This is a genomic window from Arthrobacter sp. MYb221 (assembly GCF_002979835.1).
In the GTDB taxonomy this organism is placed as follows: Bacteria; Actinomycetota; Actinomycetes; order Actinomycetales; family Micrococcaceae; genus Glutamicibacter.
This window is the reverse complement of sequence record NZ_PCPW01000011.1, coordinates 18,023-38,496: the sequence shown is the minus strand read 5'-3', so window position 1 is coordinate 38,496 and position 20,474 is coordinate 18,023. Positions and strand designations below refer to the sequence as shown.

Genomic DNA, 20,474 nt, shown 5'->3' with positions numbered 1-20,474 from the left:
AGGGGGGCCATTCAGCGGGTCACGAAAGCCCAGTGCAGGCAGTGCATCGTCACCATGAGATTTTCGGCCAACTCCGTTTGTTCCTCTGGGACCCGGGCCCACCGGCGGCAGTAAACAAAAGTGGTGGTGTCCCCGCGGCGTTTGCCGTGGGGACACCACCACTTGGGAGCCAGCAACATTCGCCGTTCAGCCGCGGAAGTCCAGCAGCACCTTTCCCGATTCCTCACTGTTCAGCGCCGTCTTCAGCGCACCATGGAGGTCCCGGGCCGCGAAGGTGTGAGTCACGATCCCATCCACGTCTAGCGAGCCATCTGCCAGCGCCGCCAGCACTCGGTCCATCTCGTCATTGAAGCGGAAGGCTCCGCGCAGATCCAGCTCGCGTGCGATGGCATGCGCCATGGGCACCGCGACCTCGCCCTGGCGTTGCAGGCCCACCATGATGACCGTGCCGCCGCGCAGTGCCGCGCTGATGGCCGAGGCCAACCCAGGCACCGAACCGGAGGCCTCGATGACCACGTCGGCGCCAAGCGCCGCGATCTGCTGCGCGTCCGTCGCGTCAATGGTTTCGTCGGCGCCAAGCTGCTCCGCGCGATCCCGCGGGGCCTGCGCCAAATCGCTGAGCACAATCCGCGACGCGCCCAGGGCCTTGGCCGCGGCGACGCAGAGCAGGCCGATTGGCCCGCCGCCAATGACCGCTATGCTCCGGCCATTCACCGAGCCCGCGCGCTGCACCGCATGCCAGGCCACCGAGGCAGGCTCGGCCAGAGCCGCAGTGCGCAGTTCCAGACCTGCTGGCAGTACCCGCAGCATCCGCGAGGGCAGAGCCACCCGCCGGGCGAAGGCACCCTGGGTATGCGGCAGGCGGGCCGCCGAGCCCAGGTAGGTGGCACCGGGTGCCAGATGCGGCTTGTCCTGTGGCCAGCGGGTCTCTCCGTCGGCATGGGTGCTGCCCGGGTGCACTGCCACGTTCGTGCCTGCCGGAGGCGAGGAGCCATCGGCAGCGGCGGCATGCACCGTACCCACCACCTCGTGGCCCAGCACCATCGGCTCGCGCAGGATCGAGGCGCCTGCCGCACCGTGCTTCCAGTAATGCAGATCCGAGCCGCAGATCCCGCCGTAGGCGATCTCCACTACCGCTTCATCTGCTGCCGGAACCGGCTCTGGAAGGATTTCCAGGCGCACATCATCTGCAGCGTGCGCTACCACCGCCAGGTTTTCGGGACTAGACAACGGAAGTCATCCCGCCGTCGACGTAGAGCACCTGGCCGTTGACAAAGGTGGCCGCGTCCGAAGCCAGGAAGACCAGCGGCCCGACCAGCTCCTGGACCTGCCCCCAGCGTCCGGCCGGGGTGCGCTGGGCCACCCAGGCGGAGAATTCCGCGTCCGCCACCAGGCCGGCGGTCAGCTCGGTGCTGAAATAGCCCGGAGCCAGGGCGTTGGCGGTGATGCCGTGCGGGGCCAGTTCGGCGCACAACCCGCGGGTGAGCATCACAATCCCGCCCTTAGTTGCCGCATAGGGCGTGATTCCGGGACGGGCCAGCTGGGATTGGACCGAACCGATGTTGATGATGCGTCCGCTCCCGCGCTTGGCCATCGAGGATGCCACCGCGCGGGACATGAGGAAGGCACTGGTCAGGTTCGTCTCGATCAGGGTGTGCCAATCCTTGAGCGAGAATTCGGTGATTGGTGCGCGCAGCTGCATGCCGACGTTGTTGACCAGGATGTCCAGCACTCCATGCTCGGCCGCCAGCGCAGCCAGCGCGGTTTCCACCGCAGCCTCGTCGGTGACGTCGAAGACCGTGGTGTGCACCGGCCGCCCGGTTCCGGCGGCGATCTGCGTGGCGGTGGCCCGTACCGCACCCTCGTTCCGCCCGTGCACGATCACGGTGGCTCCGGCCGCGGAAAGCCCCGCGGCCAGCGCACGGCCTATGCCGCGCGAGCTTCCGGTCACCAGGGCGAGCTTTCCGCCCAGGTCGAAGCCGTGCTCCGCCGCCGGGCTCAATGCTTCTCTCCGGCGGAGACCGTGCGTTCTGCGGTGAAGGAGGTGTGCGCGGTGACCACAGAGGCTCCCGCACCTTGGCTCCCGGCCAGCCAGACGTCGTCTCCGGCTTCCACCGAGGAAATCTTGACCGCGTCATCGGTGCGGGTCAGGTCCCGGCGCAGGGTTTCGGGTACCAGGAAGGTGGAGGCAACGGTGATTGCGGCCAGTGCAGCCATGTAGAGGCCAAGCACCAGCCAGTTCGCGTCGGTGATGGCGATCAGGTACGCGCCGAGCACACCGGCCAGGCCGCCGGCCAGCACCGCGGAAAGCTCGCGGGCCATAGCCACACCCAGGTAGCGGTGGCGGCTGCCGAAGAGTTCGGGCAGCATGGCGCACTGCGGGCCGAGCATGGTGCACACGGCCACCCCGATACCCACTGCGATCACGGCGATGGCCAGTGCATGGTTGCCCAGCGTCAGGGCCCACCAGGCCGGGATGGAATAGGCCAGCATGAAGACGGCACCGAAACGGTAGATGATCCGCCGCCCATAGCGGTCCGAAAGGGCCCCGGCGAAGGGAACGGTGAACACTCCGATTAGCGAACCGATGGTCACGCCCCAGGTCAGCAAGCCCTTGTCGGCTTCCGGTCCGACAACGGTGACGAAGAAGCTCAGCGCTAGCCCCTGGAACATGTAGGATCCGCCGTTCTCCCCCATGCGCAGGCCGATGCCCACCAGCACGCCGGGCAGCCCGTTGCGGAATAGTTCCCGCAGCGGGTGCTCGGAAACCTGGTCCCGCTTCTCCATCTCCACGAAGGTCGGCGTCTCCTCGAGCTTGGCGCGGATGAGTACCGCCAGGATGATCAAGGCAAAGGACGCGAGGAAAGGCACACGCCAACCCCAAGTCATCAGGGCTTCCTCGGGCAGCATGGTCAGCAGCGAGAAGACCACCGCGGCCAGCAGGGTACCGGCCTGGATTCCGATGAATGGCAGCGCGGAGAAGAAACCTCGGCGCGCCGGCGGAGCATATTCGGCCATCAATACGGTAGCTCCGGCCTGTTCGGCGCCAGCTCCGAAGCCCTGGAGCAGGCGCAGCAGCACCAGCAGGGCCGGCGCCCACATCCCGGCGGTTTCGTAGGTGGGCAGCACGCCGATCAGCGTGGAGGCCCCGCCCATGAGCATGATCGTAATGATCAGCACGAGCTTGCGCCCCAGACGATCGCCGAGCATTCCGAAGAACAGGCCGCCGAAGGGGCGGGCGACAAATCCGACGCCGAAGGTCGCGAAGGCCGCCACCGTGGCCATGGCGGGATCTGCCTGCGGGAAGAACAGCACGTTGAAGATCAGTGCGGTGGCCAGTCCGTAGAGCGCGAAGTCGAAATACTCCAGGGCGCTGCCGATGCTGGCTGCGAGCGTGGCCCGCTGCAGGTTCTTGGCGTAGTTCGGATCCGCGGCGGGTCCGTCCGACCCGGTGGGTGTGGCTGGTGTGGTGTTCATGGAGGTCTCCTTCGACGAGTGAGTCGCATCACTTCTTCCTGTGCATCGAAGATATCAGCATAGCGAACGTCGTACAACCCACTGAACGACGTTTTTGCGATCCGAACCCCCGAACGGTCAAAAAAGAGCAACCCCGCCGCCCCTAAAAGGGGCAACGAGGTTGCTCTTTGACGGCAATGCGGACATTCCCGCGTAGTTGCTCAGTCGCGTGCGGTGCGTGCTCGCCAAGGGTTCTCCAGCCGCGCGGCGACCTCGCGAAGCGCGGTTCCAATGGCGGCGATGCGCACCTGATCAGCTTGGTCGGATGGTATCGCAGCCCCTAGGGCCAGCGGCGGATCTCCGGGCGACCAAGCCGGCAGCGGCACGGCAACTCCGAGCACGCCAACGGTGGAATGCCCCTCGTCCACGGCGTAGCCGCGCTGGCGAGCCACCTCCAGTCGACCCTGCAGCTCGTCGAGGTTCAATTCCAATCCGTCTACCCCGCTGCGCAGCGGCAGTACCGGTGCGAGCAGCTGCTCCAGCTCCAGGGCATCTAGCGAAAGCAGCAGGGCGTTGCCGGCGGCGCTGAATACGGCGGGAAGGCGCGATCCGAGCGGCGTGCCGAACCGGTAGGGGGCGCGACCCTCATGGCGGGCGAGGTACAGCGCATCGGCGCCGTCCAGCATGGCGATCTGCACTACCTCGCCGCGCAAGGTTGGCGAGGAGGAGATCAGGCCGAAGAATTCACGCACCTGGTTGAATTGCAGCGAATAGGCGCCGCCGAGTTCGGCGGTGCGGCGGCCCAGCCCGAATCCTTCGCTGGTGCGCCGGATCATATCGCCATCTTCCAGGGCCTGGCAGAGATTGGCGCAGGACGATTTGGCGATGCCCAGAGTGCGGGCCAATTCGCTCAGCGACAACGCCCGCCCATCAGACTCGGCCAGAAGTCCCAGAATGCCCAGTGCACGGCTGACCGCGGGCGCGGGGTCACGCGTGGCACGTTCAGCTGCTTCGCTTTCCGCCTCATTTACGCTTGTCATCAGTAGAACTCTACGGTATCCACCCGGTTGCGCAACAGCTTTCCGTCCAGCAGGCACGTCGCGTTTTGTGCGAACAGGCGGGCGATCCGACTAGTCTCCTGATCGCTGAGCGCAGCCGTATGCGGGCTAATGAGCACGCTGGGATGATCCCAGAGTGCGCTGGTGGCCACCAGCGGTTCGTGGGCCACCACGTCCAACGCGGCGAAGCCGATCCGCCCGTCGTTCAAAGCGGGGATCAGGGCCGCTTCGTCCACCACGGTGCCCCGTCCCACGTTCACCAGAATTGTTCCCTGCCGCACCGCGGCAAAGACCTCGGAGCCAAGTAGTCCCTCGGTGCTTGCGGTCCCCGGCAGGGTGGCCACAATGGCATCCACCTTGCCCGCGGCCTGCGCCAGCTGGGACGGGTCGATCAGCCGGTCCACCCCGGGCACCGCCTTCCCGCTGCGCGAGGTTCCCCAGACGGTGGAGCCGCAGGCCTTGAAGCGCTCGGCCACCGTGGCACCGATGCCGCCGAGGCCCACCACTAGAACAGTCATCTCGTCCAGGTGGCGCATGCGCCAGCGTTCGGCCGGCCACAGCTTTTGCGCCTGGTCTGCCTGAAGCTTGCGCAGGTTCTTGGCCCCGGCCAGCACCCCGAAGAGCGCGAACTCGGCCAAAGTGGAACCATGCACCCCGGCGCTCGTGGTGAAGGCTACGCGCTCCAGCTCCGCGGCAGTCAGCCCGGCGGCCTTGACCTGCGCGCCTCCCCCGGCGGCCGTGGTGTGCACCCAGCGCAGATCCCCATTGGCGCGCACCGTCTCGCCCAGCAGGGCCGGGTTGACATCGGGGATTCCGAACAGCGCGTCCACCGAGTTCAGCATGCGGGTGTAGCGCTCGTTCTGCGCTGGTGTCCGGGTGAAATCCGGGTCGCCTTCCCAGTCGCCGTTCCAGCGATGCGGACGATAGAGCCCAGGTTCGTGGACCAGGTCGAGCCGGGGCTCAAATTCGCTGATCAATTCGAGGTCTGCGTCCGGCAAATCTATGGCGATGCCCACCCGCAGCTTCTGTTTCATTGGATTCATGGTTCCTTCATCCTTCCGTTTAGATGACAGCATAACCGCTTAGACAGTATATTGAACAGAGTTCTACATATTGACCACGTGTCGAGAGTTAGCTGCGGCGCCCAAAGACAGAGGATTAGCCCATGAATGCTGTGACCGAAGAACGGCCAAACCGCGTGGGAGTTATCGGGCTGGGGGCCATGGGCTGGCCCATGGCCCGCCTGCTTGCGGCCGGGCATGGGGACGCATATGTCACCTCAAGCCGTCCGGCGAGGCAAGTTCTATCCGACCTCGATTCGGAAGGTTCCCAGGTTTCGGGGAGTATCCATTGGTGCGAAACCCCTGCGGATCTGGCAGCTTCCTGCGATGAAATCCTGCTGATGCTCCCCGATCTGCCACAGATCATCGAATGCCTGGACGCGGTTGACGGACTGTTGGCGGGCCTGGAGCGCCGTACCGCTGCGGCGCCGGCCTTGTTGCTGGCCATTGGCTCCACCTGCTCGGCTCCGGGAGTGCGCAACTTGGCCGGACGACTGCACCGAACGCACGGCGAGCGCATTGTCCTGGTTGACGCGCCGGTCTCGGGTGGAGAGGACGGGGCGAAGGCGGGGACGTTGTCGATCATGCTCGGCGGCGTCGAGGAGCACTGCCACCGGGCCGCCCAAATGCTGGCACCTTGCGGCACTGCCGTACGGCTGGGTGAGCTCGGTGCGGGCCAGGTGGCCAAGGCATGCAATCAGCTGGTGGTGAGCGCCACGATCTTCGCTTTGGGAGAGGCCTCCGTCTTGGCTGAACGCTCGGGACTGGATCTCGCGGCCATGTGGGAATTGCTAGGTGGCGGCTACGCTTCTTCGCGGTTGCTGGACAGCCGCAGGGATCGCTTGGTAAGCGGGGATGATTCGCCATCCGGGGTCATCAAGTATCTGCGCAAGGACCTCGACTGCGCGCGGGAGCTCGCCGAGGCTACCAGTACGCACGCAGTGTTGCTGCCTGCCCTGCGGCAGGCGGTGGACGAGATCATCGACGCCGGGCTGGGTGATAGGGATCTGGCGGTGACCAAGCGCTTCATCGCCGAGCGCTAGTCGCGCCCAACGAATCCCGCACAGTTCGGGCACCGTGCATCCGCTACCGTTGCCCTGCGTTCGCGGTCAACAAGCGAACTGTTATATCGTCCCGGTCCTGCTTCGGGGACTTAGCCAACCAGCGCCTTGACCGTGGCCACCACGGCGCTGGCTACCTGGCTGATTTCGTTTTCCTTGATCCCCCGGCTGAAGGACAGCCGGACGGCGGTGTGCGCCAGTTCCGCTTCGTAGCCCATCGCGGTTAATACCGCCGAGGGGTCGGTGCTTCCGGCCGAGCAGGCCGAACCCGAGGAGCAGAGCACCCCGCGGCGTTCCAATTCGATCAGCACGGTCTCCCCCGCGGTGCGCGGGAAGACGAAGGAGACGATCCCGCCCACACGCTGCGCTCGATGCCCGGTCAGCTGGACCAGGCCTTCTTCTTCGGAGTTGAGGCCCTTGCTGATGCGTTCGATCAAATAGTCGCCGTAGCTATCCCCCACTCCGGCCAGGCGCTGTTCGGCGCAGAGCGACAGGGCGCGGGCGAGGCCCACCGCGGCGGCCGGATTTTCGGTGCCCGAACGCACCCCGCCCTGCTGCCCGCCGCCGTGCAGCAGCGGCACCAGCGCGTGATCTTTGGAGAAGTACAGCACTCCGCTGCCCTTGAGCGCTCCGATCTTATGCCCGGACAGGCTCAAGGCATCCACCTGCGCGGCCAGCTGCGCCAAATCCAGCCAGCCGGCGGCCTGCACCGCGTCGGTGTGCATGAGCGCCCCGGCCGCCCGCGCCAGCTGGGCGATTTCGGCGATCGGCTGGATCGTGCCCACCTCGTTGTTCACCGCCATCACCGAGACCACTGCAACCTGCTCGTCGATCAGCGCGGCCGCCTCATCGAGGCGCACCATTCCATACGCATCCACCGGAATCATCCGGTGCTCAAATCCGTGGAAGGTCACCAGATAGGCGCAGGCCTCGAGCACCGCGGGGTGCTCGATGGAGCTGGTCACCACGACCTTGCCGCGCGCCGCAGCGAGCGCGGCGCCGATGATCGCGGTGTTATCCGCCTCGGTGCCTCCGGAGGTGAAGTAGATTTCCGGCTCGGTGACGCCCAATGCGGCCGCGACCTGCGTGCGAGCCCAGTCGTTGGCGCGCTTGGCCTGGTGCCCCAGCTCGTGCAGCGAGGCGGGATTGCCGAAGTTGCTGGTCAGCAGCGGGGTGACCAGGTCCAGCACCTCCTGGCGCGGAGGGGCGGTGGAGGCGGCATCCATGTAGATCATGCAACCACCATATCCAGCCCCAGGTCGATGGCCTGCACCGAGTGGGTGATCGCCCCGGAGGAGATGATATCCACCCCGGTCTCGGCGATGCCCGCCACCGTCTCGGCGCGCACATTGCCGCTGGCCTCGATGATCGCCTGCCCGTCGATCAGCTTGATGGCCGCCGGCAGATCCGCCAGCGCAAAGTTATCCAGCATGATCACATCCACCTTCGCCGCCAGCACCGCCGGAAGCTGGTCGATGGAGTCCACCTCCACCTCCATGGCGGTGGTGTGCCCCAGCCGGGCGCGCACCGATTTCAACGCCGTGGTCAGTTCCTCGCCGTCATCCAGCAAGGCCAGGTGGTTGTCCTTGGCCATGAACGCCTCGGAGAGGTTGTCGCGGTGGTTCACTCCGCCGCCGCAGCGCACCGCATAGCGTTCGAGCACGCGCAGCCCCGGGGTGGTTTTTCGGGTATCGGCGATCCTTGCGTTGGTGTGCGCCACCAGGTCCACCAGCTGACGCGTGGCGGTGGCGATCGCGCTCATCCGCTGCAGCAGGTTCAGCGCCACCCGTTCGGCGGTCAATACCGAGGCGGCCGGACCGGCCACCGTCAGCAGCCTATCCCCGGCCTCGAACACGTGCCCTTCCTTGACCAGTTGGACCACGTGGATCTCCGGGTTGACCATTTTCATCGCCCGGGCGAAAACGGCGCCGCCGGCCATGACCCCGGCCTCGCGGGCCCGCACCGCGGCGGTGGCCTTGGCCCCGGCGGGCACGATGGTATCCGCGGTCAGATCCCCGCGCGGATTGTCCTCGGCAAAGGCGAATTCGAGGATGCGGTCGATGGCCGCGGTGGGCACCGGGTGGATTGGCTGGTTCACGCGTTGACTTCCTTGCTTTGTGGCCGGCTGCCGGTGTGCTGCGCAGCATCCAGAACCCAGCCGTATCGTGTGGTGGTGTGCTCGCCCGGGCTCGCGTCGTCGAGCCGATGGTGCGCGCCGAGGCTGGTGCCGCGCGCGGCGGCCGCCTGGGCGACTATCCGCGCGGTGATCCAGAGGTTGCCCAGTTCGATCAGTTCGCGCCGCCCCTGGGCCACCGGGGCGCTGGAGCCCAGCACCCGGAGCAAGGCTTGCAGACCCTGCACGGTGCGGTGGACGCCGAGGTGCTCGCTGGCCAGCGCCTGCAGCTGCGGCAGTTCCAGGGGCGCGTCGGTGCGCACCGGCGGCAATGCGCCGAGCTCCACGTTATCCAGCTCGCAGGCGCTTCCGGGCTCGTCCTGGGCCATGGCCGCCACCGCCTTGCGGGCGAAGACCATTGCTTCGAGCAGCGAGTTGCTCGCCAGCCGGTTCGCCCCGTGCACCGTGGTGTTCGCGCATTCCCCGGCCGCATAGATCCCGGGCACGCTGCTGCGTCCGTGGGTATCGGTGTGGATCCCGCCCATGGCATAGTGCTGGGCGGCCACCACGGGAATCGGCTCTGCGGCCAAATCCAGCCCGGCGGCCTTCAGCCGCGCGGAGATCGAGGGGAAACGCCGCGCCAGGAACCCGGCTCCGCGCTCTGCTTCCACGCCCCGCGCGTCGAGAAATACCCGGTGCCCGGCGAGGTTTTGCGCGTGGATCGCCCGGGCGACCACATCGCGCGGGGCGAGCTCGGCCCGCTGGTGCATCCCCGGCATGAAGCGGTCACCGGTTTCGGTGACCAGGATTGCGCCTTCGCCGCGCACCGCCTCGCTGATCATTCCGGCTCCCGGGTAGGCTTCGGGGTCCACCAGGGTCGGGTGGAATTGGATGAATTCGGCATCGCTAATCACCGCGCCGGCCTGGGCGGCCAGAGCGATCCCGTCCGCGGTGGCGCCCTTCGGGTTGGTGCTCGCCTGGTAGAGCGTGCCCAATCCCCCGGTGGCCAGCAGCACCGCGTCGGCTTCCAGCATTAGCTCTTCTTCGCCGTGCAGGTAGCGGACCGCGCTTAGCCGCTGGGCACAAAATTCGAGCTCGGCGGCCAGCGCATGCTCGATGATCTCCAGTTGCCCGGCCGCCTGGGCGGAGCGCACGGCCCGTCGCAGCGCCTGGATCAACCCCGCACCGGTGGCGTCCCCATCCACGTGCAGAATCCGGTGCGCACTGTGCGCCGCCTCCAGCCCCAGCTGGTAGCTTCCATCCGTGTTCTTGTCGAAGGCCACCGCGTGCTCTTCCAGGCTGGCGACCAGGCTCCCGGCCGCGCCGCACATTTCCTGCACGGCATGGTGCCCGCAGTGCCCGGCCCCGGCCTTCAAGGTGTCCGCCACGTGGGTCTGCACGCTGTCTCCGGCGGCCAGACCTTGTGCCGTCACCGCCGAGAGCCCGCCCTGGGCGAGCTTGCTGTTCCCGTCCCCGAGCGCGTCCTTGGTCAGCACCGTCACCGTCAAGCCGAGGCGCACGGCTTCCAGTGCGGCGCTCAGCCCGGCGACCCCGGAACCGATAATGACGATCCGCTTCCCGGTGCTTTCATTCATGGCTTGGCCGCGAGCATGCGGTCCAGGGCGATCCTGGCGTCTGCCTGCTGGTTTTGAGGCACGCGGATCTGATTGACCACGCGTCCTTCCACGAGTTCCTCCAGCACCCAAGCCAGATAGCCCGGGTGGATGCGGTACATCGTGGAGCAGGGGCAGATCACCGGGTCCAGGCAGAAGATGGTGTGCTGCGGGTATTCGGCCGCCAGCCGGTTGACCATGTTGATCTCGGTGCCGATGGCGAACACCGTCGGCTCGGTGGCCTCGGCGATAGCCCGGCGGATGTAATCGGTGGACCCTGCCTCATCGGCGGCATCCACCACCTCCATCGGGCATTCGGGGTGCACGATCACGCGCACACCCGGGTAGTCCTCGCGGGCCTTGGCGATCTGGTTGGTGTTGAAGCGCTTGTGCACCGAGCAGAACCCGTGCCAGAGGATCACCTGCGCCTCGCGCATGATTTCCTCGCTGTTTCCGCCCAGCGCCTTGCGCGGGGTCCACATCGGCATGTTTTCCAGCGGAACCCCCATGGCCTTGGCGGTATTGCGGCCCAGGTGCTGGTCCGGGAAGAACAGCACCCGGCGCCCGCGCTCGAAGGCCCATTCCAGCACCGTCGCCGCGTTGGAGCTGGTGCACACCAGCCCGCCGTTGCGTCCCACAAAGGCCTTCAGCTCGGCCGAGCAGTTCATGTAGGTCACCGGAATCACCGGCATCCGGCCGTCATCTTCTTCGTCCTGGTACAGCTCGGTGAGCTCATCCCAGCACTGCTGGACGCTGGGGCCATCGGCCATATCGGCCATGGAGCAGCCCGCGGCCAGGTTCGGCAGGATCACCGCCTGCTCGGGGCGCGAGAGAATGTCGGCGGTCTCGGCCATGAAATGCACGCCGCAGAAGACGATCGCCTCGGCCTTGTCCCGGGTCAGCGCCGCATTGGCCAGCTGGAAGGAGTCGCCCACGAAGTCCGCGTACTGCACCACTTCGTCGCGCTGGTAGAAGTGCCCGAGGACCACCGCACGCTCCCCCAGGGTTTCCTTGGCGGCGCGGATGCGGGTATCGAGTTCGGCATCACTGGCCTTGAGGTATTCCTCCGGCAGGCTGCCCTGCACCGGGTAGCCGGACGGGATCTGGTCCTCCTGCGAGGCGCCCGGACCGTATCCGGCCGGGGTATCCCAGGGATTGGAGGCCAGTTCGGTGGAGCAGGTGGAGCCCGGGGCCAGCAGGGTCAGCCGGGTGATGTTCTGCGCCACGGATCCGGAGTTGTTTTCGGTGAGTTGCGTGCTCATGGTGTGTCGTCCATTCCTTGCCAAAAAATCGGTGAGTCGGGGGGCTTAGCTTTGCTGCGGGTCGACTTCCAGCGGATCCGGCCCGTGGCCCACATAGCGGTAGAGCCGCGGCGGGCGGTGCTGCCCGCCGGCGAGGTATTCGTCGGTGGCCTCGATGGTCGCGGTGCTCTTCAGCGTGCGCCGGAAGTTCGCCGGGTCCAGGCGCCGTCCCAGAATCGCTTCGTACACTCCGCGCAGGGCCGCCAGGGTGAACCGCTCGCCGAGCAGCCGGTGGGCGATCTGCCCGTACTCGGTCTTGTTCCGCAGCCGCCACAGCGCATAGTCCACGATCTTGCGGTGGTCGAAGGCCAGCTGGGCGATCTGCGGGTCATCGATATCGAACCAGGCCACGTTCTCGTCGCGCACCGTGGCCCCCACCTGGTCGGCGTTGAGCAGCGCGAAGTACGCGATGGTCACCAGCCGCCCGGTGGGCGAGCGGTCGATATCCCCGAAGGTGTAGAGCTGCTCGAGGTAGCTGGGCCGCAGTCCGGTGGTGTCGGCCAGGCTCCGTCCGGCGGCTTGGCCCAGGGATTCGCGGGGTTCCACCGGACCGCCGGGCAACGCCCACCTTCCGGCGTGCGGCTGGCGGATCCGGCGCACCAGCGGCAGGCAGAGCTTGTCCGGTCCGCCATCCTGGCCCTCCCGGATCCCGAGGATCACGGTGGAGACGGCGAGGGCAGGCGGGAGATTGCGCCGCTCGTCGACGTTGGCCCATCCGGGTGCCGATGACATCTATGCCTTGCCTCATTTCCAGTGCTGCAGAATTGGTTAGAGTCATTCTGACATTAACAGCATTGCCGCGCTAGTTCCAGATCACAGTCGCGGATCAAAATGGCCTATGATCGAAGGCATGACCCTGGATCTTAATCTTCGAGTGATTCCCGCAAAGACTGAGGTGAACGGCCCATCTGTGCTGTTCATCCACGGTTTCGCCTCATCCGGCGAATTGAATTGGGCGCGTTCTCGCTGGCTGAAATATTTCACCGATGCCGGACGTAACGTACTGCTCATCGACCTGCCGGGCCACGGCGAGGACCCCCGCCGCAATAGCGGCAGCTGGGCACCGAGCCAGATTCGCCAGGCGTTGGCAGCGATCGTCATGGATCGCGATGAGGGTCCGGTCGACGTGATCGGCTATTCCCTGGGCTCACGCCTGGCTTGGGAATTCGCCGCCTACAATCCGGATCTGGTGGAGCATTTGGTGATCGGAGGCCCCGGCGCCGGTGATCCGCTGGCCGCGTTCGCCCTGGATCAGGCTCGCGCCAATCAGGCTACCGGCGAGGAAATCAACGATGATTACACCGCGACCATCATGAAGATCGCCGCGGCCGAGCCCAGCAACGATCTCACCGCGCTATTCGAGCTGATCGAAGCGATCAAATCCGAGCCGTACGAGCCAGCCGCCAAGGTGCCCACGGTTCCGACGTTGCTCGTCGCCGGGGATCGAGATGAGCTGGCCACGACCATGCCGCATCTGCGCCGACTGCTGAAGGATGCGGGTACCACCAATGAGGTGCTGTGGCTCGCCGGACGCAACCACTCAAACGCGGTGACCAGCCACGAGTACAAGGAGAAGGCGCTGGAGTTCCTGAAGGGCTGAATGTTGTTCGCTGAAAGATAAGGTGCGAACAGGATCGGACATGCCGAAGGATCCTCCGTTTCCATCCGGTGCGGTGCAATCCCGCCAACACTGCGATAGCCAGCAGAATCTTGTGAGGATTTCCGTCCAGCTGCTTCAGTTGTGATTTCTGACGCGCCGGTCCTGCAAAATCCAGCTTTGCCTGGCGAGCTCCATGAATGCATGATTTCGTGCCTAGTCATTTTAGCGGGCGGCACAGGAGAGGCAGCGTGCAGCGCTAGACCGGCGTATAGCAGAGCAAGGTGAGATCCGAGGCCTCCGCGGGGACCAGATTGTGCTGTTCGTAGCGGGTCACACCCTTTGCCGGGTGCCGGAATAGCCGTTCTCCAGTGCGGAATCCCGCCACGTCGCGTTGCTTCCAAATCGCCGCGAATTCCGGCGAGGCCGCCGATACCCGGGCAACGATGCCGCTGTCCCCCGCCGGGTTCAGCCACCCTCGGGTTTCCGCGCGGAAGCTTCCGACAAAGCTGCGGCTTTGCTCTTCCCAATCCGGCAGCATTTCGCGCAACGCGGCGTCGGTGAACACCAGCCAGAGCAGGTTCCGGTCCCCCTCATCCAACGAAACGATCCGCGGATACAGCTGCGCATAGGCTTCGTTCCATCCAATAATGGACCAGTCGGAGCCGAGCAGGAACGCCGGGAAACCCATTGCATCGAGCAAGCGCTGCAGCGCCGGCGTCATCCCGCCCGAGGCCTCCCGGACAATCTCCCGATGCCCACCCAGGGACAACAGGTAGGTGCTCTCCACCGGCGTCAGCCGAAACAGCCGGGCCAGTGAGACCAGCACCTGGCGTGAGGGGTTGATATCCCGCGCCTGCTCCAGCCACGTATACCAGGTCACCGAAACGCCGGCCAGGGTCGCGACTTCCTCGCGGCGCAGGCCGCGCAGCCGGCTGCGCCCCACCGCCGGTAGCCCATGCGCGTCGCGGTCTGCGCGCGCCCGGCGATCCTTGAGGAAGGCCGCCAGCTCATCGCGGCGTCTCTGCTCGGCATCCATGGGCACTTCTCCTCAAGGTGGTAGTAGTACTACTAGTATCAAGGCCGTCTGGGTTAGCGAACAAATCTATGATGGGATTTGAGGATGACCACTTATCGCTCGCACACCATTACCCACGGCCGCAACATGGCAGGCGCCCGCGCACTGCTGCGCGCAGCCGGCGTCAACGGCGCTGATCTCGGCCGCAAGCCGATCATCGCCGTGGCCAACAGCTTCACCGAATTCGTTCCCGGCCACACCCACCTGCAGCCGGTGGGACGCATCGTCTCCGATGCCATCATCGAGGCCGGAGGAATCCCCCGCGAATTCAACACCATTGCCGTGGACGACGGCATCGCCATGGGTCACGGCGGCATGCTCTACTCGCTACCTTCGCGCGATCTGATTGCCGACTCGGTCGAATACATGGTCAACGCACACTGCGCCGACGCGCTGATCTGCATCTCCAACTGCGACAAGATCACCCCAGGCATGCTCATGGCAGCCCTGCGCTTGAATGTTCCTACCGTCTTCGTCTCCGGCGGCCCGATGGAATCAGGACGCGCCACCCTGGTCGACGGCACCGTGCGCACCTTGGACCTGGTGGATGCCATCTCCGAGGCAGTGAACGAAAACGTCTCCGACGCGGATCTGCTGCGCATCGAAGAATCGGCCTGCCCCACCTGCGGCTCCTGCTCGGGCATGTTCACCGCAAACTCGATGAACTGCCTCACCGAAGCCATGGGCTTGGCCCTGCCGGGCAACGGTTCTACTTTGGCTACTCACACTGCACGCACCGCACTGTATCAAAACGCCGGCAAGACCATCGTGGATATCGCCAACCGCTTCTACGCGGACAGCGACGAGACGGTACTGCCACGCAATATCGCCACCATCGAGGCCTTCGGCAACGCGATGACCCTGGATATTGCCATGGGCGGTTCCACCAACACGATTCTTCACCTGCTGGCCGCCGCCCACGAGGCTGGCGTCGAGTTCGGCTTGGAAGAAATCAATGAAATTTCCGGCCGGGTACCCTGCCTTGCCAAGGTCGCCCCGAACTCCGCCGGCGCAGGGAAGATCTACTACATGGAAGATGTCCACCGTGCCGGTGGCATCCCGGCCATCCTCGGCGAACTGCGCCGCGGAGGACTGCTCGATGACACGGTGAACACCGTGCACGCCGCCACCATGGGCGAGGTACTGGACGACTGGGATATCCGCGGCGGCAAAGCCACCGACGTGGCCCTCGAATTGTGGCACGCCGCTCCTGGCGGGGTACGTTCCTCCACCGCTGGTTCGCAGTCCGCGCGCTGGGAAGAACTGGATACCGACGCCGCCGAAGGCTGCATCCACTCGGTAGAGCACGCTTACTCCCAGGACGGCGGATTGGCTGTGCTGCGCGGCAACATTGCCGTGGATGGTGCCGTGGTCAAGACCGCTGGCGTGGACCCATCCATCTGGAGCTTCACCGGTCCGGCGGTAGTCTGCGAGTCCCAGGACGAAGCGGTAGAGAAGATCCTGAACAAGCAGGTGAAGGCCGGCGATGTAGTGGTCATCCGCTACGAGGGCCCCAAGGGTGGCCCGGGCATGCAGGAAATGCTCTACCCGACCTCATTCCTCAAGGGACGCGGCCTGGGCAAGTCCTGCGCGCTGATCACCGATGGCCGCTTCTCCGGCGGCACCTCCGGACTATCCATCGGGCATGTCTCCCCCGAGGCAGCGTCCGGAGGCATCATCGCCCTGGTTGAGGACGGCGATTCGATCTCCATCGACATCCCGACCCGCGACCTAACGCTGAACGTGCCCGATAACGTGCTGGCCGAACGCCGCGAGCGCCTGCTGGCCACCACCGGCTACCGCCCGGCCAACCGCGAGCGCGTGGTCTCCCCTGCCCTGCGCGCCTACGCCGCGATGGCGCTGTCCGCGGACAAGGGCGCCGTACGCGACGTAGACCGTGTGGAGCGTGCCCTGCGCGAAGCCGACGAGCGCGCTGCGGCAAGCGCAAAGGTCTAGCGCCGCCGCCCCATATGCACCACCACGGCCACCGCATCCTGATTTAGATCAGGATGCGGTGGCCCTTTTTTCGTTCAGAACACGTCATCCGACCACGTTATTATCTGGCTCCAGGAAACAAATCTCGGCCTCGCCTCGAATCGGGAGTCTCAGTGGATCATATCTACGATCTCTGGCTCCATCGCGCTGACTTGCGCCTATTTCTGCCACCGGTTCGTACCCAGAAAAGTGGTTGATTAACCGACCGCCCAGGTGAAGAATCGGAGTTAACTTCCGCGGAATCACGGGAAAATTCCACCCAATCAGGAACTTCAGGCAACCAGTGGCGAAGCAATCGCGCGCAGTGACTTGACAGTGCCTGAGATTCAGCGCACACTGATCGTATACGATTTGATGTACGACGAAAGTGGGAAGATCAAAGATGAGTAATCCGATCCCGGTGAGCGAAGAAACTTTCGCCCAAGCTGGCAAGGTTCTTGCGGTGCACCTGAGCTACTCCTCGCGGGCAGCCCAGCGCGGCCGCACCCCGAAGTTCCCGAGCTACTTCATGAAGGCCACCAGCTCGCTGGCGACCACCGGTTCCACCGTTGAACGCCCGGCCGGCACCGAACTACTCGCCTTCGAAGGCGAAATCGCCTTGATCATCGGCAAGGCCGCCCGCCGCGTCTCGGTTGAGGAAGCCTGGAGCTACGTCGGCTCGGTTACCGCCTCGAACGACCTCGGCGTCCACGACATCAAGTACGCGGACAAGGGCTCGAACATCCGCTCGAAGTCAGGCGACGGATACACCCCGATGGGCCCCACCGCCCTCGCGGCAGCCGAGCTGGATCCAGCCAAGCTGCGCGTGCAGACCTGGGTCAACGGCCAGATCGCCCAGGATGCCGACACCTCGGAATTGCTCTTCTCCTTCGCGCAGATCGTCGCGGATCTTTCCCAGCAGATGACCCTGCAGCCAGGGGACGTCATCCTCACCGGCACCCCGGCCGGCTCCACCGTCTTCTTCCCGGGCGACGTCGTCGAGGTTGAGGTCACCGACCTGCTCTCCGGCGCCACCACCGGCCGGCTGAAGACCACCGCGGTCGAGGGCACCCAGACCTTCGCGGCCTTCGGCAACCAGCCAAAGGTCACCGACAAGGACAAGGAAGACGCCTACGGCGACCGCGAAACCGCCGGCATGCCAACGCTTGTCACCGGCAAGTCGGTACTCACCGACAAGGTCCGCGAGCAGCTCGCCGCGGTGGCCACCGCCACCCTGTCCGCCACCCTGCGCAAGCGCGGGCTGAACAACGTGAACATCGAAGTCCCCGGCGCCACCAAGGGCATGAAGCGCGTGATCGGCACCGCCCGCACCCTGCGCTACATCCCTAACCGCGAGGACCTGTTCAAGGCCCACGGCGCCGGCTACAACATGCAGAAGCAGTCCATCGACTCCCTCGGCGACGGCGAAATCCTGGTCATGGAGGCCCGCGGGGAAACCGGCTCGGCCACCCTGGGCGACATCCTCGCCCTGCGCAGCCAGCAGCTGGGAGCCGCGGCGATCATCTCCGATGGCGGCGTGCGCGACCTTGACGCGGTGAGCAACCTGGAGATCCCGGTCTTCTACAACGGAGCGCACCCCGCGGTCCTCGGCCGCAAGCACGTGGCCTGGGACAAGGACCTGACCGTGGCCTGCGGCGGCGTTTCAGTCCAGCCAGGCGATGTGATCGTAGCCGATTCCGATGGCATCGTGGTGATCCCGCCGGCACTGGTCGAAGAGGTCGCCGCGGAAGCGATGATCACCGAATCCAACGACGAGTTCATCTTCGCCATGGTCCAGCGCGGCCACGGCATCGAGGGCCTGTTCCCGATGAACGCCGAGTGGAAGACCAAGTACAACGCCTGGAAGGACGCCGGATCCCCGGATCTGGCCAGCTGGGAACTGTAATGAGCAATTCCAAGTCAGAGGTCGCCTACGCGCTGGTCTCCGAACGGATCGTCAACGGGGCCTACTCCCCGGGCTACCGACTCGTTCTGGGAACCATCGCCGAAGAGCTGGGCTGCTCGGTGGTCCCGGTGCGCGAGGCCATCCGACGCTTGGAAGCCGAAGGTCTGGTGCACTTCACCCGCAATGTGGGCGCCACCGTCGCCCAGGTCGACTCCACCCTGTACCTGCACACCATGCAGACCCTCGCGGTCATCGAACCGGCCGCCACCGCACTTGCGGCGGCGGCAATGGACGAGGCATGGCTGAAGCGGGCGCAGGAGCTGAACGACGCGATGCGCCAGTGTCTGGAGGACTTCAACCCGGTGGCCTTCACCGCATTGAACAACGAGTTCCACCAGCAGCTCTACAGCCAGTGCCCGAACCCGCACATCCTGGACCTGGTGCAGCGCGGCTGGCGCCGGCTCGCGGCCATGCGCGCCAGCTCCTTCACCCACATCCCGCACCGCGCCAGAGCCTCGGTGGAAGAGCACCAGCACCTGCTGGAACTCATCCGCGCCCACGCCTCCCCCCGGGAAATCGAAGAGGCCGCCCGCACCCACCGCACCAATACGCTCAACGCCTATCTGGACCAGGCCGGAATGGCCCCCTCGGTCATCTAGCTTCCGCCCAGCCACCGAAAAAGATTTCACAATTTCATGACTTTCACAGTTGAAAGCCACGCGAAAGGAAAACATCCATGAGCAAGCACTTCGTTCCGGAAAACCTGCCGACCCACCTGCAGCACTACATCGGCGGCAAGTTCGTCGATTCCATCGGCGGGGAAACCTTCGGCGTCCTGGACCCGGTCACCAACCAGGACTACGCCACCGCCGCCGCCGGCCAGCAGGCCGACATCGACGCCGCGGTCGCCGCCGCCACCGAGGCCTTCAACAACGGCCCATGGCCGAAGATGAAGCCACGCGAACGCGCCAACGTGCTGTACAAGATCGCCGACGCGGTCGTTGCCCAGCAGGACCGCCTGGCCGAGATGGAAACCTTCGACACCGGCCTGCCGATCACCCAGGCCAAGGGCCAGGCCCAGCGCGCCGCGGAGAACTTCCGCTTCTTCGCCGACCTGATCGTCGCCCAGCACGACAATGCGCTCAAGGTCCCGGGCTCGCAGCTGAACTACGTGAACCGCAAGCCCATCGGCGTCGCCGGGCTGATCACCCCCTGGAACACCCCGTTCATGCTCGAATCCTGGAAGCTCGCCCCGTCGATCGCCTCCGGCTGCACCGTGGTGCTCAAGCCGGCGGAGTTCACCCCGCTCTCCGCTTCGCTGTGGGCCACCATCTTCGAAGAGGCCGGCCTGCCCGCCGGTGTCTTCAACCTGGTCAACGGCATCGGCGAGGAAGCCGGCGACGCACTGGTCAAGCACCCGAAGGTCCCGCTGATCTCCTTCACCGGCGAATCCTCCACCGGCCAGCTGATCTTCCGCAACTGCGCGGAGAACCTCAAGGGCATGTCCATGGAGCTGGGCGGCAAGTCCCCGGCCATCGTGTTCGACGATGCAGACTTCGACGCGGCCATCGACTCCACCCTGTTCGGCGTGTTCTCGCTGAACGGCGAGCGCTGCACCGCCGGTTCGCGCATCCTGGTCCAGCGCGGCATCTACGAGAAGTTCGTCGAGGCCTACGCGGCCCGGGCGAAGAACATCAAGGTCGGCGATCCGCACGATCCAACCACCCAGGTTGGCGCGCTGGTCCACCCGGAGCACTACAACAAGGTCATGAGCTACGTGGAAATCGGCAAGTCCGAAGGCCGCCTGGTCGCCGGCGGCGGCCGCCCGGAGAACCTGCCCGAAGGCCAGGAAAACGGCTCCTACGTCGCCCCGACCGTCTTCGCCGATGTCGCACCGGATGCACGCATCTTCCAGGAAGAGATCTTCGGCCCGGTCGTGGGAATCACCCCATTCGACACCGAGGAAGAAGCCCTGGAGCTGGCGAACAACACCAAGTACGGCCTGGCCGCCTACCTGTGGACCAACGACCTGAAGCGTGCCCACAACTTCGCGCAGGACATCGAGGCCGGCATGGTGTGGCTGAACTCGCACAACGTGCGCGACCTGCGTTCGCCTTTCGGCGGAGTGAAGGCCTCGGGCCTGGGCCACGAGGGCGGCTACCGCTCGATCGACTTCTACACCGACCAGCAGGCCGTGCACATCACCCTGGGAGATGTGCACACCCCGAAGTTCGGCGCCTAATTACTTACCCTGCC

The 20,474-nt window shown here is 65.7% G+C and carries 17 protein-coding genes; 6 read left to right on the top strand and 11 right to left on the bottom strand.

Annotation, left to right across the window (positions count from 1 at the left end; genetic code table 11):
- Positions 1-186: 186 nt before the first annotated feature.
- The 5 genes from CQ015_RS13460 to CQ015_RS13440 form a co-directional block, all read right to left on the bottom strand.
- Complete coding sequence (locus tag CQ015_RS13460) at positions 187-1,230, bottom strand: zinc-binding dehydrogenase (RefSeq protein WP_105650346.1); 1,044 nt, start codon at positions 1,228-1,230, stop codon at positions 187-189.
- Positions 1,223-2,002, bottom strand: a complete 780-nt coding sequence (locus tag CQ015_RS13455) for an SDR family oxidoreductase (protein WP_105650345.1) — start codon at positions 2,000-2,002, stop codon at positions 1,223-1,225. The genes CQ015_RS13460 and CQ015_RS13455 overlap by 8 nt, the downstream gene beginning before the upstream one ends.
- The gene (locus CQ015_RS13450) at positions 1,999-3,477 is read right to left on the bottom strand and encodes an MFS transporter (protein ID WP_105554384.1); all 1,479 of its coding nucleotides are present in this window, start codon (positions 3,475-3,477) and stop codon (positions 1,999-2,001) included. Before CQ015_RS13450 ends, CQ015_RS13455 begins: the two co-directional genes overlap by 4 nt.
- 200 nt (positions 3,478-3,677) lie before the next feature.
- Positions 3,678-4,496: an IclR family transcriptional regulator gene (locus CQ015_RS13445; protein WP_105554383.1), complete on the bottom strand. Its 819-nt coding sequence runs from the start codon at positions 4,494-4,496 to the stop codon at positions 3,678-3,680.
- Positions 4,496-5,548, bottom strand: a complete 1,053-nt coding sequence (locus CQ015_RS13440) for a D-2-hydroxyacid dehydrogenase (RefSeq protein WP_258138521.1) — start codon at positions 5,546-5,548, stop codon at positions 4,496-4,498. Before CQ015_RS13440 ends, CQ015_RS13445 begins: the two co-directional genes overlap by 1 nt.
- Positions 5,549-5,679: 131 nt before the next feature.
- Here CQ015_RS13440 and CQ015_RS13435 point away from each other — a divergent pair, with 131 nt between their 5' ends.
- Positions 5,680-6,618: an NAD(P)-dependent oxidoreductase gene (locus tag CQ015_RS13435; protein WP_105650343.1), complete on the top strand. Its 939-nt coding sequence runs from the start codon at positions 5,680-5,682 to the stop codon at positions 6,616-6,618.
- A 110-nt stretch (positions 6,619-6,728) separates the two neighbouring features.
- Here the strand turns inward: CQ015_RS13435 and CQ015_RS13430 are convergent, their stop codons facing one another.
- From CQ015_RS13430 to CQ015_RS13410, 5 genes are read right to left on the bottom strand one after another with little or no spacing between them, the layout of a single operon-like run.
- Positions 6,729-7,871, bottom strand: coding sequence for a cysteine desulfurase family protein (locus CQ015_RS13430; RefSeq protein ID WP_105650342.1), 1,143 nt, complete (start codon positions 7,869-7,871; stop codon positions 6,729-6,731).
- Positions 7,868-8,734, bottom strand: coding sequence for a carboxylating nicotinate-nucleotide diphosphorylase (gene nadC / locus CQ015_RS13425; protein ID WP_105650341.1), 867 nt, complete (start codon positions 8,732-8,734; stop codon positions 7,868-7,870). The genes CQ015_RS13430 and nadC overlap by 4 nt, the downstream gene beginning before the upstream one ends.
- Positions 8,731-10,344 (bottom strand): L-aspartate oxidase, encoded by a 1,614-nt coding sequence (locus tag CQ015_RS13420; protein WP_105650340.1) that lies wholly within the window; start codon positions 10,342-10,344, stop codon positions 8,731-8,733. The genes nadC and CQ015_RS13420 overlap by 4 nt, the downstream gene beginning before the upstream one ends.
- Entirely contained in the window at positions 10,341-11,624 is a 1,284-nt protein-coding gene (nadA, locus tag CQ015_RS13415) for a quinolinate synthase NadA (protein ID WP_105650339.1), read from the bottom strand. The genes CQ015_RS13420 and nadA overlap by 4 nt, the downstream gene beginning before the upstream one ends.
- 45 nt (positions 11,625-11,669) lie before the next feature.
- Positions 11,670-12,395 (bottom strand): NUDIX domain-containing protein, encoded by a 726-nt coding sequence (locus tag CQ015_RS13410; protein ID WP_105554377.1) that lies wholly within the window; start codon positions 12,393-12,395, stop codon positions 11,670-11,672.
- 118 nt (positions 12,396-12,513) lie between these two features.
- Between CQ015_RS13410 and CQ015_RS13405 the strand changes: the two genes are divergently transcribed.
- The gene (locus tag CQ015_RS13405; RefSeq protein WP_181150421.1) at positions 12,514-13,263 is read left to right on the top strand and encodes an alpha/beta fold hydrolase; all 750 of its coding nucleotides are present in this window, start codon (positions 12,514-12,516) and stop codon (positions 13,261-13,263) included.
- Between the two features lie 256 nt (positions 13,264-13,519).
- On the opposite strand, the gene CQ015_RS13400 is transcribed toward CQ015_RS13405, so the two are convergent.
- The gene (locus tag CQ015_RS13400; protein WP_105650337.1) at positions 13,520-14,299 is read right to left on the bottom strand and encodes a helix-turn-helix transcriptional regulator; all 780 of its coding nucleotides are present in this window, start codon (positions 14,297-14,299) and stop codon (positions 13,520-13,522) included.
- Between the two features lie 84 nt (positions 14,300-14,383).
- Between CQ015_RS13400 and ilvD the strand changes: the two genes are divergently transcribed.
- From ilvD to hpaE, 4 genes are all read left to right on the top strand, one after another.
- Positions 14,384-16,294 carry a dihydroxy-acid dehydratase gene (gene ilvD / locus CQ015_RS13395; RefSeq protein WP_105650336.1) on the top strand — a complete coding sequence of 637 codons (1,911 nt, stop codon included), beginning with the start codon at positions 14,384-14,386 and terminating at the stop codon, positions 16,292-16,294.
- A gap of 421 nt (positions 16,295-16,715) precedes the next feature.
- A complete protein-coding gene (locus tag CQ015_RS13390) occupies positions 16,716-18,218 on the top strand; it encodes a fumarylacetoacetate hydrolase family protein (RefSeq protein WP_105650335.1) in 1,503 nt (500 codons plus the stop codon).
- The gene (locus tag CQ015_RS13385) at positions 18,218-18,877 is read left to right on the top strand and encodes a GntR family transcriptional regulator (protein WP_105554371.1); all 660 of its coding nucleotides are present in this window, start codon (positions 18,218-18,220) and stop codon (positions 18,875-18,877) included. Before CQ015_RS13390 ends, CQ015_RS13385 begins: the two co-directional genes overlap by 1 nt.
- A 77-nt stretch (positions 18,878-18,954) precedes the next feature.
- Positions 18,955-20,460, top strand: coding sequence for a 5-carboxymethyl-2-hydroxymuconate semialdehyde dehydrogenase (hpaE, locus tag CQ015_RS13380; protein WP_105554370.1), 1,506 nt, complete (start codon positions 18,955-18,957; stop codon positions 20,458-20,460).
- Positions 20,461-20,474 lie beyond the last annotated feature (14 nt).

Coding starts and splice junctions, on each gene's coding strand:
- CQ015_RS13450 (WP_105554384.1), bottom strand. CDS start 3,477: ATGAACACCACACCAGCCACACCCACCGGGTCGGACGGACCCGCCGCG.
- CQ015_RS13445 (WP_105554383.1), bottom strand. CDS start 4,496: ATGACAAGCGTAAATGAGGCGGAAAGCGAAGCAGCTGAACGTGCCACG.
- CQ015_RS13440 (WP_258138521.1), bottom strand. CDS start 5,548: ATGAAACAGAAGCTGCGGGTGGGCATCGCCATAGATTTGCCGGACGCA.
- CQ015_RS13435 (WP_105650343.1), top strand. CDS start 5,680: ATGAATGCTGTGACCGAAGAACGGCCAAACCGCGTGGGAGTTATCGGG.
- CQ015_RS13430 (WP_105650342.1), bottom strand. CDS start 7,871: ATGATCTACATGGATGCCGCCTCCACCGCCCCTCCGCGCCAGGAGGTG.
- CQ015_RS13420 (WP_105650340.1), bottom strand. CDS start 10,344: ATGAATGAAAGCACCGGGAAGCGGATCGTCATTATCGGTTCCGGGGTC.
- nadA (WP_105650339.1), bottom strand. CDS start 11,624: ATGAGCACGCAACTCACCGAAAACAACTCCGGATCCGTGGCGCAGAAC.
- CQ015_RS13410 (WP_105554377.1), bottom strand. CDS start 12,395: ATGTCATCGGCACCCGGATGGGCCAACGTCGACGAGCGGCGCAATCTC.
- CQ015_RS13405 (WP_181150421.1), top strand. CDS start 12,514: ATGACCCTGGATCTTAATCTTCGAGTGATTCCCGCAAAGACTGAGGTG.
- CQ015_RS13400 (WP_105650337.1), bottom strand. CDS start 14,299: ATGGATGCCGAGCAGAGACGCCGCGATGAGCTGGCGGCCTTCCTCAAG.
- ilvD (WP_105650336.1), top strand. CDS start 14,384: ATGACCACTTATCGCTCGCACACCATTACCCACGGCCGCAACATGGCA.
- CQ015_RS13390 (WP_105650335.1), top strand. CDS start 16,716: ATGAGTAATCCGATCCCGGTGAGCGAAGAAACTTTCGCCCAAGCTGGC.
- CQ015_RS13385 (WP_105554371.1), top strand. CDS start 18,218: ATGAGCAATTCCAAGTCAGAGGTCGCCTACGCGCTGGTCTCCGAACGG.
- hpaE (WP_105554370.1), top strand. CDS start 18,955: ATGAGCAAGCACTTCGTTCCGGAAAACCTGCCGACCCACCTGCAGCAC.